Source organism: Azospirillum sp. B506, from assembly GCF_000333595.1.
Lineage (GTDB): Bacteria > Pseudomonadota > Alphaproteobacteria > Azospirillales > Azospirillaceae > Azospirillum.
Map to the genome: position 1 here is coordinate 1 of NZ_BADK01000314.1, position 15,756 is coordinate 15,756.

Genomic DNA, 15,756 nt, shown 5'->3' on the forward strand with positions numbered 1-15,756 from the left:
GCATGCTGTTCAGCGGGCACATGGACGGCGACGAACTCGATCTGGCCGCCCTGGTGCGCAGCCGGGCCGATCTCCAGGCCGGGGGATGCGGCAGCGACCGCGTTCATCAGCAGCTGCGCAGTGCGGCCCGCGATCTGGCTGTGGCGGTGCTGGTCGACGGATCGCTCTCCACCGACGGCTGGATCGAGGGCCGCCGCATCCTGGATGTGGAGAAGGAGGCGCTGCTGGCGCTCACCCATGGCCTGACCGCCTGCGGCGACGACCATGCACTCTATTCCTTCACCTCGCGCCGGCGGGACTGGGTGCGGGTGCAGACGCTGAAGGGCTTCGACGAGCCGTTGGGCGTCGCAGTCACCCGCCGCATCGGCGCGTTGAAGCCCGGCTATTACACCCGCATGGGTGCGGCGATCCGCCACGTCACCGCCCAGCTTGCCGAGCGGCCGAACCGGCACCGGCTGTTGGTTCTGCTGACGGACGGAAAGCCCAACGACATCGACCATTACGAAGGCCGTTACGGCATCGAGGACACCCGTCAGGCGGTCCGCGAGGCACGGCGCGAGGGCCTGGCGGTCTTCGCCATCACCGTCGATGCGCAAGCCCGCGACTACATCCCCTATCTGTTCGGGCGCGGCGCCTATGCCATATTCCCGCAGGTTTCCCACATGACCAAGGCGTTGCCGGCTCTCTACCGGCAGGTCGCCTGTGCCGCCTGAGCGAAAAAGGATCATTGAGCATGAGCGAACCGGTGAAAATCGGCCCTGTGAAAATCGGTATCGTCACCATCTCCGACCGCGCCAGCCGTGGCGTCTACGAGGACAAGGGCGGCCCGGCGATCCGCGAGGAGCTGACGCACATTGTCGCCTCGCCCTGGGTGGCAGAGGCGCGGGTCATCCCCGACGAGTTGGACCTGATCGCCGCCACGCTGACCGAGCTGTGCGATGTCGCCGGCTGCGATCTGGTGGTGACCACCGGGGGAACCGGCCCAGCCCCGCGCGACGTGACGCCGGAGGCGACGGAGCGGGTCTGCGACAAGATGATGCCGGGCTTCGGCGAACTGATGCGATCTGTCAGCCTGCGGGTGGTGCCGACCGCCATCCTGTCGCGCCAGACCGCGGGCATCCGTGGCCGCAGCCTGATCGTGAACCTGCCCGGCAAGCCGTCCGCCATCCACGACTGCCTGATGGCGGTGTTTCCCGCCATTCCCTATTGCCTGGACCTGATCGGTGCCGGCCGGATCGAAACCGATCCGGAAATCTGCGTCGCATTCCGTCCAAAATCGTAAGGCGGCAAGTCCTTACAGGTTGTATGGAAATAAAGAAGGCCTGCGACAAAGTTGCGTGCAGGTCTTCCACTTGACGGTGGTCAAGCATCGTTCCCAGAGAGCGGAGGAATATTCCATCACAAGAAACAAATCCCCGAGACGACGTCATGAAGACCAATCATACCCTCGTCACCGTCAGCGCCGCTGCCCTGATGATCCTGTCCGGCATCGGCGCCTCCACGGCAGCTGACACGCTCTACGCCGACCCGAAGGTCAAGCAGCCGACGGTCAGCGTCGTCCAGGATCCCGCCGCCGTTCCGGCCCCGGAAAAGGCCGGCAAGCGGGCGCCGAAGACCCACAAGGTCGCGTTGACGACGACCGAGGTCGAATCCAAGCTGGACGATGGCACCACCTACACCTACTGGACCTTCAACAACACGGTTCCCGGTCCGATGGTGCGGGTGCGGGTCGGCGACACGGTGGATGTTTCGATCTCCAACGCACCGGAATCGACGATGAACCACTCCGTCGACTTCCATGCCGCGACGGGTTTCCTCGGCGGCGGCCAGATCACCCAGGTCGAACCCGGCCAGACCAAGGCCTTCAGCTTCAAGGCGTTGACCCCCGGTGTCTATGTCTACCACTGCGCCACGCCGATGGTCGCCCACCACATCTCCAAGGGCATGTACGGCCTGATCGTGGTGGAGCCGGAAGCCGGCTTGGCCCCGGTCGACCATGAATTCTATGTGATGCAGCAGGAAATCTACGCGACCAAGGCGAAGAACCTGGCGAATGCCGAAGACGACTATGACGGCCTCGTCAACGAGCGTCCGAGCTATTTGGTGTTCAACGGCACCGTCGGTGCGCTGACCAAGGACAAGCCGCTGAAGGCCAAGGTCGGCGAGACGGTCCGCCTGTTCTTCGGTGTCGGCGGTCCGAACCTGACCTCGTCCTTCCATGTCATCGGCGAGATCTTCGACAGGGTCTACAATCTGGGCGGTCTGGAAAGCGAGCCGGCCAAGGGAATTCAGACCGTCACCGTCGCCCCCGGCGGCGCCACGATGGTGGAATTCAAGGTGGACTATCCTGGCAAATACGCCCTCGTCGACCACGCGCTGAGCCGTGCCACCAAGGGCCTGATCGGAATCCTTGAGGTCGAAGGGAAGCCCAACGACACCATCATCCTGGACAAGACCGGCGACAGCCGCAAGCAGATGGGTGAGATGCAGCACTGAGGCCGCAGGTAAGTGAAGAAAAGCCCCTCTTCCACCAGGGAAGAGGGGCTTTTTTAGAAGCGTCGAGCGGAATACCCCAGAAACAAAGAAGGGCCGCCGTTTCCGGCAGCCCCTCCATTGTCAATCCGTGTGTCGTCGACACCACGGCACAGTCCTTAGCGGACCGAAATCCCTTCCACGAAGAAAGAGACCTCGGCCTTGGCGCTCGACGACGAGTGAGACGGACAATGAGACACGAGATCACCTCCTTTCTGTTGTTGGCGTACGGCACAGCATATAGGCGATGGTTCGGACGCCGCAAGGAGAAATCCTGACGACCCCACTGTGACATTCACCGGCGCGCAATTCGGCTTATGGCGAAACCCAGTCCACCGGCCAGGATCAGGCCGGCGGCCATCGCGATGCCGCGGGCTGCGGCGCTGGGTGCCGTCAGGCGCAGGCTGTTGTGCGGCAGGCCGAACCGTCCGCGGGTGCGGTGCAGGCCATCGACAGGGTGGTAGAGGTTGTCGGATCGGCCGGGAATTTCATGCTCCTGCGTCATTTGTCCCTCCACCGCCGTTTTGGCGAGGTAGCGGTCGGCAAAGCCCGGCGCCAGGAAAGTGCCGAGGATCGCCTGCATCGCCGATCCGCCCAGCCAATATTCGCGGCGAGGGTTTTCGGCGGCACGCAGGATCGCACGGGCGATATCCTCCGGCTGGAAGATGGTGCCCATCGGCCGAGCCCGGCGCGGCATGTGGCTGCGCGCCCACTCGAATTGCGGGGTGTTGACCGCCGGTAGATGCACGGTCGTCAGCCTGATCCCGCTGTTGTCGTGGATCAGTTCGGATTGCAGGCTGTCGATGAAACCAGTGATCGCATGCTTGGCCCCGCAATAAGCGGACTGCAGCGGGATCGACCGGTAGGCCAGCGCCGATCCCACCTGGACGATCGAACCGCTGTCGCGCAACCGCATCTGCCGCAGCGCCGTCTGGATGCCATAGGCCGAACCAAGATAGGTCACCTCGGTCACCCGCTTCAACTCCTCCGGCGTCACGGCATGGACAGGGCCGAAGACGGTGACCATCGCCACGTTGATCCAGGTGTCGATGGGACCGAAGGTGTTCTCCACATGAACGGCGGCTGCGTCCAGCGCGTCGGGATCGGCGACGTCCAGCGGCAGGACCAGCGCCCGCCCGCCCAGCCGTTCCACCTCCGCCTTCACCTCCTCCAACGCGTCGGACGACCGGGCGATCAGGCCGATGGAGGCCTGCCGGTAGGCGGCGAAGGCCAGCGCCGTTGCGCGGCCGACCCCGGCGGACGCTCCGGTGATGCAGAGGATGGGGGATTTCGGAAGGGCTTCGGTCGGTCGCATGACGAGGGTCCTGTCTCAGGGATCGGTACTGGGAGCGGGCCAAGGAATGCCTTAGAGAGTACCGAGACTGATCCGTTCAGAAGAGGTTCTCTTTTCGGAAATCCGGCAAAGCCGAGGCAAAGGGATGGCTCCGGTCCGAGCGCCGCCCTTTCGTCGTGACGTCCGGTATCCATCAGGTTGACACCCGGTTTGCGTCAGGCCTGCCGGGGCCGCAACGGCGGCCCGTCGCGGATAGGCTTGTCGACCCCGCCCTTGTCGTTGGTCTGGTTTTCAACGTCACCTTCGAAGGTGGTCTCGCCCTGGGCCAGTTCCAGGTCGTCCGGCGTCAAACCGGCGGCGCGGGCACCCTTCGACCCGCCGATCTGCGGGCTGTTCTTCAGGTCGGCATCGGTCGGCTGTCGGTCTTCTCGTGCTTGCTTGCGCTCATGGCGGCGTCTCCGTTCCGGTTCCGCATGTCCCCCTGTCAACCGGCGCGGCGCCGGATCGTTGCGGCATGCCCGCAGTTTCGCGGCGAGGCGGGTGAGGAGTATGATAAGGAGGCGGGGCAACCGCAGGGCATTCGCAAGGTTTCAATGGCAGAGAGTTCCGAACGGCTGCGGATCCGCGTGCGCGGACGGGTGCAGGGGGTGGGATTCCGCCCGCATGTCCATGCGCTCGCCCGGCGTTTCGGCTTGACCGGATGGGTGCTGAACGACCCGCAGGGCGTGCTGATCGAAATCCAGGGGGGGGCCACATCGGCCTTCAGCACCGCCCTGGCGGCGGAAGCGCCGCCGCTCTCCCGCATCGATGCCGTGGAGTGCAAGGCCATCGCCCCGATCGCCGGAGAGGAGTGCTTCGCCATCCGCCACAGTGAAGTGGCCGGCGCCCTCACCACCGGCATCGGCCCGGATGCCGCCGTCTGCCCGGCCTGCCTTGACGAGCTGTTCGACCCGGCGGACCGCCGTCATCGCTATGCCTTCCTGAACTGCACCCATTGCGGCCCGCGCTACACCATCACCCGCCGGCTTCCCTATGACCGGCCGCAGACGGCGATGGCCGGCTTCCCGCTCTGTCCCGACTGCATGACGGAATACAAGGACCCGGCCGACCGCCGGTTCCACGCCCAGCCGACCGCCTGTCCGACCTGCGGCCCCCGCCTGTCGCACCCGCCGGAGGATATCCTTGAAGCGCTTCGCGCCGGCAGCATCGTTGCCATCAAGGGGCTGGGCGGCTTTCACCTCGCCTGCGACGCCACGCGGGCCGATGCGGTGGAGCGGCTGCAGCGGGTCAAGCAGCGCAATGGCAAGCCATTCGCCCTGATGGTCGCCAATGCCGAATCCGCCGTCCGTCATGTCGACGTGGATGACGATGAGCGCCGGTTGCTGGAGGGGGTGGCCCGCCCCATCGTCCTGCTGCGGCGGCGCGACGAAGCGCCGGACCTGGCTCCCGGCCTGGCTCCCGGCCTGGCGCCGGACATCGCCCCCGGACTGGCCTGGCTGGGTGTCATGCTGCCCTACACGCCGCTGCATTATCTGTTGTTCCACGAGGCGGCAGGCCGGCCCGTCGGCACCGGCTGGCTGCGGCAGCCGCAGGAGCTGACGCTGGTGATGACCTCTGCCAATCCCGGCGGCGAACCGCTGGCCATCGACAACGACGAGGCACGGGGAAGGCTGGACGGCATCGCCGACCTGATCGTCGACCATGACCGCGACATCCTGGTCCGCGCCGACGACAGCGTGGTGCGCAAGCTGGCTGGCGCGCCGGCCTTCCTGCGCCGTGGCCGCGGCCATGTGCCGGAGCCGATCCGGCTGGCCCGCCCCGTGCCGCCGATCCTGGCGGTCGGCGGCCATCTGAAGGCGACGGTCTGCGTCACCCGTGGCGACGAGGCTTTCCTGTCCCAGCATATCGGCGATCTCGACAATGCCGCGACACTGGGCTTCCTGGAGGAGACAGTCGCCCATCTGCTGCACATCCTTGGCGTGGAGCCGGTGGCGGTGGCCCATGACAGACATCCCGATTTCCAGTCCACCCGCTTTGCCGAAGGGACTGGATTGCCCGCCATCGCGGTTCAGCACCATCATGCCCATGTCGCCGCCGTGATGGCCGAACACCGGATCGAAGGGCCGGCGCTGGGCCTGGCGCTCGACGGCTTCGGGTTGGGCGGAGATGGCGGCTCCTGGGGCGGGGAGATGCTGCTGGTCGATGGGCTGCGGTTCGAACGCCTGGGCAGCCTCGCCCCGCTCGCCCAGCCCGGAGGCGACGCCGCCGCCCGACAGCCCTGGCGGATGGCCGCCGCCGCCTTGGCGCGCATGGGACGCGCCGACGAGATCGCGACCCGTTTTGCCACCCACGGCCCGGCCGAGGGGGTGCGGCGGATGATCGAACGCGGCATCAACGCGCCGTTGACCAGCTCCTGCGGTCGCTGGTTCGACGCCGCCTGCGGGGTGCTTGGCGTGCGCGCCGTGGCCGGGTTCGAAGGGGAGGCACCGATGGCGCTGGAGTCGCTTGTCCGCCGTCCGCGTGTGGCCGACGGGGCGTGGCGGATCGATGGAGGCGAGCTGGATCTGACCCCGCTGTTGGAACGGCTGTTGAGCGTCGCCGACGCGGTCGAGGGGGCGGAGCTGTTCCACGGCACTTTGGCGGCGGCGCTGGTGGACTGGACGCTGCCGGTGCTGCGCGCCCATGTCCTTGGCCGCGTGATGCTGTCCGGCGGCTGCCTGATGAACGCGGTGCTGGCGGAGGAGCTGGTCGCCGGTTTCCGCGCTGTGGGGGTGGAGGCTCTGCTGCCGCGGCTGGCTCCCGCCAATGACGGCGGGCTCAGCCTCGGTCAGGCGTGGGTGGCCTCTTTCACCCTATAGCCGAACAGCGGCATCCGGACCTGCGCTCGGCCCCTTGCGCACGGGGCCGGGGCGCCGGCGGTTCGGTTGGTCTTGTCGAACTCCCAGATAGGAAAACATATAAAGAACAACAACAATTTTCCAGGGAGTGAAAACGCGGGAGCGCCCACCCTGTCCCTCTCCCGCCGATAGCGGGGGAGGGACAGGAGGGGGCATGGACCTCCGCAGCACCAAACACTCAACTCACGCCACCGGCGCCGCCTTCTTCGCCGGCCGCTCATGCCCCTCGTCGGCCGGGACTTCGGCGTCCTTGAAGGTGCGCACACCGCTGATCATGGTGGAGATGATCGACTGGCGGGACATGATGTCCTCGCGCACCGCGGCATAAACATGGACGATCACGAACAGCAGGATCGCCCACATGCCGAGATGATGCCAAGTGTGGACATCCATGCTCTGGCCGAACAGCGGGATGACCCAACCGAACAGCTTGTCCTGCCAGCTGCCCTGTCCCGCACCTTCGCTGTAGAGCGCGAAGCCGGTCACGATCATGAAGACGCTGCCGACCGCAATGGCCCAGAACATGGCGAACTGGGCCAGCGGGTTGTGGCCGACATACAGCTTCGGCTTGCGCTCCAGGAACAGGTACCAGCGGGCCTCCAGGAACAATTCCCCCCACCAGTGGCGGTCCCAGAAGGGGAAACGGAACATCTGTTTGGCATGGTGGTTGCCGGCAAATGCCCAATAGAGCCGGCCGATGAAGCCGACGGCGAAGATGTAGGCCGCGGCGAAATGGACGAAGCGGATGTAGCCCATCAGGAAATTGGCGCTCGCCTCGCCCGGCATGGCCGGCAGCGGGTTGGCGATCAGGTAGCCGGTGACCGACAGCACCATGATCGCCAGCGCATTGACCCAGTGCCAGACCCGCACCGGCACCTCATACACATAGATCGCCTTCAGGAAGCGGCCGCCGCCCGTGGCGGCAGCCCCTTCCTCGCCCGGTGCCGCGACCGGCTTGGCATTATCGAGAGGAGCCATGACGTAATCCTCCTCGGTTGCCGGTCAGCGCACGGTGACGCGGGCCAGTTCGGCGCCGTCCGGCGCCATGACGTGGGTGGAGCAGGCAAGGCACGGGTCGAAGCTGTGCAGGGTGCGCAGGATCTCCACCGGCTCGTCCGGGCGGGCCATCGGCGTGTTCAGCAGCGAGGCCTCGAAGGCGCCGATGTTGCCCTTGGGATCGCGCGGGCTGCCGTTCCAGGTCGTCGGCACGACGCACTGGTAATTGTCGATCTTGCCGTCCTTGATCCTGATCCAGTGGCCCAGGCCGCCGCGCGGCGCCGCGACGGTGCCGACGCCCTTGGCTTCCTTGGGCCAGGTCTTCGGGTCCCACTTCTCGACATTGGCGGTGGCGGTGTCGCCGGCCTTGATGTTGGCGATCAGGGCGTTCCAGTCGTCCATCATCATGGTGCAGCAGTATTGGCATTCCAGCGCGCGGGCCAGCGTGCGGCCGATGGTCGTCGGCAGCGCCTGCTGCGGCGTGAAGCTCGTGCCGGCGAGTTTGTTGAAGGCGCCCAGCGATTCGGTGATCTGGTCCTTCACATAGCCGACGCCCTGGGCATAGGCCAGGATGTAGCGGGGCAGCGGGCCGACCTCCACCGCATGGCCGCGCCAGCGCGGGGCCTTGATCCAGGAATATTTGGCGGCCTCGTCCAGTTCCTTGATGTCGGTGCGGGTGCCCTTGGTGTTGGCTCCCAGCTCGAACTTGGCCTGGGTCACGCCGTCCCATGGGTGCAGGCCCTTGCTCTCGTCCTCGTAGTGATACCAGCTGTGGGCGACGAACTCCTGCACCTGTGCCGGGTCGCGCGGGTCGATGGGGTGGACTTCGTTCCAGTTGCCGTTCAGGATGACGCCGCCCGGCAGCTGGCAAGTCGAATGGTCGTACGGCACCTTCTCGTAATCGCCGTAGTCAATGACGTTGGTGGCCGACAGCCCGCCGCCATAGAGCCAGTCCTTGTAGAAGCTGGCGATGGCGAGCACGTCCGGCAGATAGACATTCTCGACGAAGGCGGTGGCTTCCTGGATGCGGGCGCGGATGAAGTTCAGCCGCTCCATGTTCAAGGGCGCGCCCGACGACCCGGTGCCGTCCATGTTGATGGCACAGGGAACGCCGCCGACCATGTAGTTGGGGTGCGGGTTCTTGCCGCCGAGGATGGTGTGGATCTTGACGATGTCCTTCTGGAGGTCGAGCGCCTCCAGATAATGGGTCACCGCCATCAGGTCGGCTTCCGGCGACAGCTTGTAGGCCGGGTTGTCCCAATAGCCGTTCTTGAAGATGCCGAGCTGGCCGCTCTCCACGAACTTCTTCAGGCGGGTCTGGACGTCGCGGAAATAGCCGGGGCTGGACTTGGCATGGCGCGGCGACACCGCCTGCTGCAGCGCCGAGGTCGCCTGCGGATCGGCCTTCAGCGCGTTGACCGGATTGACCCAGTCCAGCGCGTGCAGGTGATAGAAATGGACGATGTGGTCATGGACCTGCAGCGTCTTCGCCATGATCTCGCGGATCAGGTGGGCGTTCTTCGGGATGCGGATCTGCAGCGCATCCTCCACCGCCCGGACCGAGGTCAGCGCGTGGCAGCCGGTGCACACACCGCAGATGCGCTCGACGAAGGCCCAGGCGTCGCGCGGATCGCGGCCCTTCAGGATGACTTCGAGGCCGCGCCACATCGTGCCGGTCGACACCGCGTTGCGGATGACGTTGTCGCTGTCGACATTCACCTCGCAGCGCATGTGCCCTTCGATGCGGGTGACCGGATCGACGACGATGCGCTTGCCGCCGCTGTCGAGCGAGAAGCCGTTCGGGGTCTGGACGATGCCCATGGTCAGACGTCTCCCTTGTGCTGTGCGCGCTTCAGGGCGCTGACCGCCGCGTGGGCGGCGATGATGCTGCCGACGCCGATGGCGGCGGTGGTGCCGATCTGGTCGGCGTTGGCCTCGATCCCGAACTGGAGGATGTCGGACTGGCGGGCGTACCAGGATCCCTTGTCCCAGAATCCGTCCTCCGAGCAGCCGATGCAGCCGTGGCCCGACTGGATGGGGAAGCTGGTGCCCTCGTTCCAGCGGACGGTGGAGCAGGCGTTGTAGGTGGTCGGTCCCTTGCAGCCGACCTTGTAGAGGCAGTAGCCCTTGCGCGCGCCCTCGTCATCGAAGGATTCGACGAACTGGCCGGCGTCGAAATGCGGCCGGCGATAGCATTTGTCGTGGATGCGCTGGCTGTAGAACATCTTCGGCCGGCCCTGGCGGTCCAGCTCCGGGATGCGGTCGAAGGTCAGCATGTAGGTGATGACGCCGGTCATCACCTCGGCGATCGGCGGACAGCCGGGCACCTTGATGATCGGCTTGTCGGTGATGACCTCATGCACCGGGGTGGCGCGGGTCGGGTTCGGACGTGCCGCCTGGACGCAGCCGAACGAGGCGCAGGACCCCCAGGAGATGATCGCCTTGGCGTCCTTCGCGACCTTGCGCAGCTGGTCGGTGAAGGGCTTGCCGCCGACGATGCAGGACATGCCGTCCTGGTTCAGCGGCGGGTTGCCTTCCACCGCCAGGATGTAGTTGCCCTTGTACGTCTCCATCACCTCGTCGAGGATCGCCTCGGCATGGTGGCCGGCCGACGCCATCAGCGTGTCGTCATAGTCCAGCGAGATCATCGACAGCACCACGTCCTTCACCAGCGGGTGCGCCGAGCGGATGAAGGATTCGGAGCAGCAGGTGCATTCCAGCCCGTGCAGCCACAGCACCGGGGTGCGCGGCTTGGTTTCCATGGCGTGGACGATCTGCGGAACCAGTTCAGGCCCCAGCCCCAGGGCCGCGGCGGTCAGCGAGCAGTATTTCAGGAACGAACGGCGTGTGATCCCCTGCCGCCGCATCACCTCGTAGAAGGTTTCCAGCGTTGCCATCGGTTTGTTTTCTCCCGTCGGGCGACACCGGCGTGCGAGGGGCCGGTGCGCTTCTCCGGGGGTCATAGGCAACAATCGTGCCGTAGTACGAACATTCGGCAATCCAACGGTTACAAAGGGGTAGGCTCCTCAACCGCTGGCAACTTTTCGGCCGAAACGGCGGCCGGGGTGGAAAGTCGGTTGCCGGTGGGATCAGGCGGTCCGGCCTTCCTCTTCCGGCCGGCCGACCAGGCGATGGATCGCCAGACCAAGCGCCACGCCGGCCGCATGCAGTCCGGCGGTGCTGGCGAGGAAGCCGGCGGCATAGCCCAGCGCCGCAGCGTCGGCCGGCATCTCGGCGCCATGGGCAAAGCCGTGGAACAGACCGAAACCGGCGGCGAAAGCCGTACCGATCAGGGTGTTGCGCGACATCGGCATGACGCACAGCAGCGCCAGCACCACGGTGGAGGCGTAGATGGCCGGCTCGACCAGCGGCAGCGCGCCGCCCGCCAGTGCGAACAGCCCGCCGGCCAGCATGGCGCCCAGGAAGGCACCCGGCACCGCCAGCACGGCACGGCCGCCAATGGTGGCGCCATAGACGCCGACGGTGACCATGGCGATCAGATGGTCCAGCCCGCTCAACGGATGGGCGACACCGTCGACGAAACCGGCCCCTGCGAGATGGCCCGGATGGGCCAGGGCAGGGGTGGCCGCAAGCGCGACCGCTGCGGAGACGGCGGCGAGACGGGTGAATTTCGACATATCGAACGGCTCCTCGGGGTTCTTGTGGTTTTGGTGATCGGAGGAATGACCTCTCCCGCCCCGGGAGAGGGGATAAAAATGCTCAATGCCTCTGCGCCGGGCCGCGCTCGATGCCGTAGCGTTCCAGCTTGGCGCGCAGGCCCATGCGGGACAGGCCCAGCTCGTCGGCGGCCTTGCTCTTGTTCCAGCGGCAGCGGACCAGCGTTTCCATCAGGATGCCGGCCTCCACCCGCTCGATCCGCGACTTCAGCGGTCCGCCTTGGCCGATCAGGTCGAGCGGCGGCAGCGGCCCGTCCTCGGGCGAGGCGGGGCGGGCGTTCAGCGCGGCGCCGCGCAGCACAGGATCGGACAGCAGGTCGGCGCCCAGAACATCGCCCTCGCACAGCACCAGCATCCGCATGATCTCGTTCTGCATCTCGCGCACATTGCCGGGCCAGCCATAAGCCTCCAGGCAGGCCAGCGTGTCCGGGGCAAAACCGGCAACAGGCTTGCCATGGGCGGCCGACAGCCGCTCCAGGATGTGACGGGCCAGCACCGGAATGTCGTCGGGCCGGTCGCGCAGGGGCGGCATGGTCAGCGTCATGGTGCTGAGCCGGTAATAGAGATCCTCGCGGAAACGGCCGGCCTTCACCTCGGCGGTCAGATCGCGGTGAGTAGCGGCGACGACGCGGACATCGACCCGCCGGGTCTCGTTGGATCCCACCGGCCGAATCTCACCCTCTTGCAGGAAGCGCAGCAGCCGGACCTGGAAGGCTGGGCTGATGTCGCCGATCTCGTCGAGGAAGATGGTGCCGCCGTCCGCCTGCTCCAGAAGACCGATGCGGTTGCTGTGGGCGCCGGGAAGGCACCTTCTTTATGCCCGACAAGCTCGCTTTTCAGCAGCTCGTCCGGGATGGCGCCGCAATTCTCGCAATAGAAGGGCTGGTCGGAGCGCGGGCTGCCGTAATGGATGGCGCGGGCCAGCAGTTCCTTGCCGGTGCCGGTCTCTCCGAGCACCAGAACCGGGACGTTGAAGCCGGCGACCCGCTCCGCCTGACGGCAGACCTCCTCCACCGGGCTGCCTTCGGCCCGGATCAGCCCGTCGAAGCGGTAGGACTGGCGCACCCGCTCCCGCTTGGTCGCCACGCGGGTTTCCGCCAGGGGGGGCAGCAGCTTCAGCTCGCTGGTCAGCCGATCATGCTCGCGCTGCAACTGGTAGAGCTTCGCCGCGTTGCGGGCGGTCAGCAGCAGATGGTCGGGATGCCAGGGCTTGGTGATGAACTGGTGGATGCCGGCGGTGTTGATGGCGCCGATGATGTCCTCGGGGTCGATGTAGCCGGTGATGACGATGCGCACCACGTCGGGCCAGCGCTCCCGCACCTGGGTCAGGAATTCGACGCCGCTGATCTCCGGCATCCGCTGGTCCGAGAAGACCACCTGGATCCATTCGGCTTCCAGCAGGCGCAGAGCCTCCTCCGCCGACAGGGCGGTGAACACCTCGAACTCTTCGTCCAGCAGGCGGGCGATGACCTCGACGGAGCGTGGCTCGTCATCCACCACCAGAATGCCGGGGCGGGCGGGGTCGGTCATCGCGCAGGGTCCTTTCTCATGCGGCCAAACTCATTCGACGACGCTCACTCGACCTCAAGATCCTTGATCGTCATGTCGGTGCCGCCGTTGGGATGAAGCCGGTTTCCGCCGCAGTGTGGGCAGGGAGACAGCCGGTCGTCCAGATCCACCGTATCGTTGCAGTCGAAGCACCAGCCGCGTCCCGGCATCTCCAGCACCACCAGTTCCGCCCCGTCGGCCAGCGAACCGCGTGTCACAACGTCGAAGCCGAAGCGCAGCGCCTCCACCTCCACCCCGGCGAAGCGGCCGACCTCCAGCCGAACCTTGCTGACGCGGCGGAAGCCGTTGACCCGCCCGGCCTCCTCCATCGCCTGGAGCAGGCTTTCGCAGAGCGCCATCTCATGCATCCGCGGAGTCTCCGGTCCCCATGCCCAACAGCGCGCGGCGCGACGGGCGCACCGGCTCGGCCTGGACCGGAGCGGGATCGGGCGGAGGCGCCAGATCTTCCTCCCGCCGGCGACGGATCTCGGCGGTCTGGGCACCGTCTTCGCGGATGGACGGATCGAAGAGGGAGACCAGAGCGGCCGAGGCCGTTTCGGTCGCCTGGAGCATCGAGGCGAACTCGAACATCGGCGAAAACAGTGAACAGGCCTTGTAGGCGCCGACGCTCTTGCGGTTGGCGTGAACGAATTCGTACCAGCCGGAGGGAAACTCGATCAGTTCCTTCGCCCCCGGCACCAGGGCCGACCACTCGTCGTCTTCGCCGGGCAGCAGGATGAGATTCAGGAACCAGGGCGTCACCAGAGCGCCGAGCCAGCGCCCGCCATGGCGGCGGAAGCCCAGCGCCTTCACCGCCAGCGCATCGTTGACGATGGGCATGCCGCGCATCTGCGCAATGTGGATTTCGCGGAAGGCCGCCTCCAGCCGGGCGATGCTTTCGGCCGGCTGGGCAGGGCCGGTTGCCGCTGCGGCGGCGGCCGGCGGAATGGAGGCCTCAGTGGCCATCGGCTCGCCGTCCAGCGCCATGAACTGGTCGCGGGCACCGTCGCAAACCGGGCAGCGCCAATGGTCGGGCAGGGCGGCGAAGCCGGTGCCGGGCGGCACCTGCCAGTGCTCGCAGCCTTCCGCCGGGTCGTAGACATGCCAGCAGATCTTGCATTCCATCCGCGTCGTCGCACCGATGCGGGTGGCGTCGCCGAGATAGGATCCCTCGAACCGGGAGGCGGCGCCGCTCATCGCACCCGCTCCAGATCGGTCGCCAGCGCGTCAAGGATCTCGGCCAGCCGGTCGGCGCTGTCGGCGATGTCCTCCGCCGCGGCACAGACCACCGCCGGCACGTCCACGATTTCCACCGTGTCGAGGATCAGCGTGTCGACCGAATTGTAATAACGCACCCACCAGACATTCGGCGTGGCGGTGGCGGTGACCCGGCAATTGCCGTAGCCGCGTGACAGAATGGTGGTGGCCCCGACCCCCAGCCGCTGTTCGACGAAGGCCAGATCCTCGGGCGTATGGGGCAGCAGGCTGAAATTCACCGCATGGGGCGCATCGCCACGGCGCCAGGCCGCACTGCGATCCAGCAGTTCGGTCAGGATCGGCTGGCCATTCATTAGACCGGTTGGCATCGGACAGGCGGGTGCCGGACTGGCGATGACCGGTGCAACGGCGGTGAAGGCGCGGTTCAGCGCCACCCGTGGGAAGGCGCTGACCAGCAGGCTTTCGCGTATGCTGCCGCCAGCGAAGGCACGCAGGCGCCAGACTCCGGCCAGCGACCCCTCCTGAATCTCCAGCCGGTCGCCGGCCCTCTCCACCTTGACCGCGACCTCGCCTTCGCCCAAAGCCTCGTCAACCAGGGCCAAGAAGGGGGCGTCGAGATCGTCGACCGGAATCCGGATTTCCTCGCCGGCCGACCAGTTGGCGAGCGCCTCGTGGATGCGGGCCAGCACCGTGTGGGCGGCCGCGGCGCGGGCGGGATCGACGACCTCCGGCAGATGCGGTTCGTAGACGCGCATGCCAGACGGCATCGGCAGATATTCGAGCCCTTCCTCGGTTGCGTCGGGCTGACTGCCGGGGCCGAAGCCGATCGGCGGGTGGGTCATGCCGAACAGGGAGCTCATGCCGCACCGCCTTCCAAAACGCCGTCCAGAATTTCGCCGATCCGCTGCAGATAGTCGTCCCAGTCGCGCACGCGCGGAATGTTACCCAACAGCCGGTCACCGCGCAGGAAGACCAGGGCCGGCAGGCTCATCATGCCGGTCAGCGCCAGGAGCGCCCGTTCCGCCGCCTCGCCGGCCACTGCGGGGGTCAGGCGCGGGTGCAGCGTGCGGACCAGTTCCGGCAGGATCACGGCAACGTCGGCGGTCTCATCACTCCCCTTGCCATGTCCGGGCAGGAAGACCACCCAGCTTTTCGACGGATCATCCAGCCAGGGCCGGTCGTCGGCATGGTCCAGCCGCCGATAGCCGTGCACATCGGTCAGCAGATCGACCAGCGGCGGCAGGGGCAGCCGCAGCTTGGCGGGGGAGGGGGCAAGGTCGGTCATGGTGGCGTCAGGCCTCCGTCAGGCCGGCCGCGCGGGCCGCCTCCAGGTGGGGGGGAAGGGTCGGTTCGCGGTCGGTCAGATCGGCGAAGGCGCCGTCGAGCCGCTCCCCATCCAGCGCCGCAGCCATCGCGGCCAGCGCATCGAGGATCTGGGCGGCTTCTTCCGGCTCCAGCAGGCGGCGCGCAGCCCCCAGAAAGCCGAGCACCCAATCGCCGGGACCGGCGTCCGGGACCAGCGACAGGTCGATGACCGCCCCGTCCTCCGACCGGCCGGCAACGCCGTCGACAGCGCTGAGACGCAGAGGAATGC

The 15,756-nt window shown here is 66.9% G+C and carries 16 protein-coding genes and 1 pseudogene; 4 read left to right on the forward strand and 13 right to left on the reverse strand.

The window, feature by feature from the left end:
- The 3 genes from I71_RS09610 to nirK all read left to right on the forward strand — a co-directional run.
- On the forward strand, positions 1-713 hold a 713-nt coding region (locus tag I71_RS09610), incomplete at its 5' end, for a nitric oxide reductase activation protein NorD (protein ID WP_042694298.1).
- A gap of 20 nt (positions 714-733) precedes the next feature.
- A complete protein-coding gene (mog, locus tag I71_RS09615; RefSeq protein ID WP_042694300.1) occupies positions 734-1,282 on the forward strand; it encodes a molybdopterin adenylyltransferase in 549 nt (182 codons plus the stop codon).
- Between the two features lie 146 nt (positions 1,283-1,428).
- On the forward strand, positions 1,429-2,496 hold the full coding sequence (gene nirK / locus I71_RS09620) for a copper-containing nitrite reductase (RefSeq protein WP_042694302.1): 1,068 nt from the start codon (positions 1,429-1,431) through the stop codon (positions 2,494-2,496).
- Between the two features lie 331 nt (positions 2,497-2,827).
- Here nirK and I71_RS09625 read toward each other — a convergent pair whose 3' ends face one another.
- Positions 2,828-3,847: an SDR family oxidoreductase gene (locus I71_RS09625; RefSeq protein ID WP_042694303.1), complete on the reverse strand. Its 1,020-nt coding sequence runs from the start codon at positions 3,845-3,847 to the stop codon at positions 2,828-2,830.
- A gap of 194 nt (positions 3,848-4,041) precedes the next feature.
- Positions 4,042-4,314 (reverse strand): hypothetical protein, encoded by a 273-nt coding sequence (locus tag I71_RS09630; protein ID WP_199902148.1) that lies wholly within the window; start codon positions 4,312-4,314, stop codon positions 4,042-4,044.
- Between the two features lie 105 nt (positions 4,315-4,419).
- Here I71_RS09630 and hypF point away from each other — a divergent pair, with 105 nt between their 5' ends.
- Entirely contained in the window at positions 4,420-6,684 is a 2,265-nt protein-coding gene (gene hypF, locus I71_RS09635; RefSeq protein ID WP_042694305.1) for a carbamoyltransferase HypF, read from the forward strand.
- 222 nt (positions 6,685-6,906) lie between these two features.
- Here the strand turns inward: hypF and cybH are convergent, their stop codons facing one another.
- From cybH to I71_RS09685, 11 genes and pseudogenes are all read right to left on the reverse strand, one after another.
- A complete protein-coding gene (cybH, locus tag I71_RS09640; protein ID WP_042694308.1) occupies positions 6,907-7,701 on the reverse strand; it encodes a Ni/Fe-hydrogenase, b-type cytochrome subunit in 795 nt (264 codons plus the stop codon).
- A 24-nt stretch (positions 7,702-7,725) separates the two neighbouring features.
- Positions 7,726-9,540 (reverse strand): nickel-dependent hydrogenase large subunit, encoded by a 1,815-nt coding sequence (locus I71_RS09645; RefSeq protein WP_042694310.1) that lies wholly within the window; start codon positions 9,538-9,540, stop codon positions 7,726-7,728.
- 2 nt (positions 9,541-9,542) lie between these two features.
- Positions 9,543-10,616: a hydrogenase small subunit gene (locus I71_RS09650; RefSeq protein WP_199902149.1), complete on the reverse strand. Its 1,074-nt coding sequence runs from the start codon at positions 10,614-10,616 to the stop codon at positions 9,543-9,545.
- Between the two features lie 192 nt (positions 10,617-10,808).
- Positions 10,809-11,357, reverse strand: coding sequence for a HupE/UreJ family protein (locus tag I71_RS09655; protein ID WP_042694312.1), 549 nt, complete (start codon positions 11,355-11,357; stop codon positions 10,809-10,811).
- Between the two features lie 82 nt (positions 11,358-11,439).
- Positions 11,440-11,928 carry a helix-turn-helix domain-containing protein gene (locus tag I71_RS40990; protein WP_375731185.1) on the reverse strand — a complete coding sequence of 163 codons (489 nt, stop codon included), beginning with the start codon at positions 11,926-11,928 and terminating at the stop codon, positions 11,440-11,442.
- Positions 11,929-11,939: 11 nt separating this feature from the next.
- Positions 11,940-12,926, reverse strand: a pseudogene (locus I71_RS09660) (sigma 54-interacting transcriptional regulator); the annotation flags it as partial.
- A 44-nt stretch (positions 12,927-12,970) separates the two neighbouring features.
- The gene (locus I71_RS09665; protein WP_375731184.1) at positions 12,971-13,303 is read right to left on the reverse strand and encodes a hydrogenase maturation nickel metallochaperone HypA; all 333 of its coding nucleotides are present in this window, start codon (positions 13,301-13,303) and stop codon (positions 12,971-12,973) included.
- Position 13,304: 1 nt separating this feature from the next.
- Positions 13,305-14,141, reverse strand: coding sequence for a [NiFe]-hydrogenase assembly chaperone HybE (gene hybE / locus I71_RS09670; protein ID WP_042694316.1), 837 nt, complete (start codon positions 14,139-14,141; stop codon positions 13,305-13,307).
- Positions 14,138-15,022, reverse strand: coding sequence for a hydrogenase expression/formation protein (locus tag I71_RS09675; RefSeq protein ID WP_042694319.1), 885 nt, complete (start codon positions 15,020-15,022; stop codon positions 14,138-14,140). The genes hybE and I71_RS09675 overlap by 4 nt, the downstream gene beginning before the upstream one ends.
- Positions 15,019-15,447 (reverse strand): hydrogenase, encoded by a 429-nt coding sequence (locus tag I71_RS09680; protein WP_049976017.1) that lies wholly within the window; start codon positions 15,445-15,447, stop codon positions 15,019-15,021. Before I71_RS09680 ends, I71_RS09675 begins: the two co-directional genes overlap by 4 nt.
- A gap of 7 nt (positions 15,448-15,454) precedes the next feature.
- Positions 15,455-15,754 carry a HypC/HybG/HupF family hydrogenase formation chaperone gene (locus tag I71_RS09685; RefSeq protein ID WP_042694321.1) on the reverse strand — a complete coding sequence of 100 codons (300 nt, stop codon included), beginning with the start codon at positions 15,752-15,754 and terminating at the stop codon, positions 15,455-15,457.
- Positions 15,755-15,756: the final 2 nt, after the last annotated feature.

Bases quoted from the DNA above. Each gene is read 5' to 3' on its own strand.
- I71_RS09625 (WP_042694303.1), bottom strand. From the start codon at position 3,847: ATGCGACCGACCGAAGCCCTTCCGAAATCCCCCATCCTCTGCATCACC.
- hybE (WP_042694316.1), bottom strand. From the start codon at position 14,141: ATGAGCGGCGCCGCCTCCCGGTTCGAGGGATCCTATCTCGGCGACGCC.
- I71_RS40990 (WP_375731185.1), bottom strand. From the start codon at position 11,928: ATGCCGCCCCTGCGCGACCGGCCCGACGACATTCCGGTGCTGGCCCGT.
- mog (WP_042694300.1), top strand. From the start codon at position 734: ATGAGCGAACCGGTGAAAATCGGCCCTGTGAAAATCGGTATCGTCACC.
- I71_RS09665 (WP_375731184.1), bottom strand. From the start codon at position 13,303: ATGGCGCTCTGCGAAAGCCTGCTCCAGGCGATGGAGGAGGCCGGGCGG.
- I71_RS09645 (WP_042694310.1), bottom strand. From the start codon at position 9,540: ATGGGCATCGTCCAGACCCCGAACGGCTTCTCGCTCGACAGCGGCGGC.
- I71_RS09655 (WP_042694312.1), bottom strand. From the start codon at position 11,357: ATGTCGAAATTCACCCGTCTCGCCGCCGTCTCCGCAGCGGTCGCGCTT.
- nirK (WP_042694302.1), top strand. From the start codon at position 1,429: ATGAAGACCAATCATACCCTCGTCACCGTCAGCGCCGCTGCCCTGATG.
- hypF (WP_042694305.1), top strand. From the start codon at position 4,420: ATGGCAGAGAGTTCCGAACGGCTGCGGATCCGCGTGCGCGGACGGGTG.
- cybH (WP_042694308.1), bottom strand. From the start codon at position 7,701: ATGGCTCCTCTCGATAATGCCAAGCCGGTCGCGGCACCGGGCGAGGAA.
- I71_RS09675 (WP_042694319.1), bottom strand. From the start codon at position 15,022: ATGAGCTCCCTGTTCGGCATGACCCACCCGCCGATCGGCTTCGGCCCC.
- I71_RS09650 (WP_199902149.1), bottom strand. From the start codon at position 10,616: ATGGCAACGCTGGAAACCTTCTACGAGGTGATGCGGCGGCAGGGGATC.
- I71_RS09680 (WP_049976017.1), bottom strand. From the start codon at position 15,447: ATGACCGACCTTGCCCCCTCCCCCGCCAAGCTGCGGCTGCCCCTGCCG.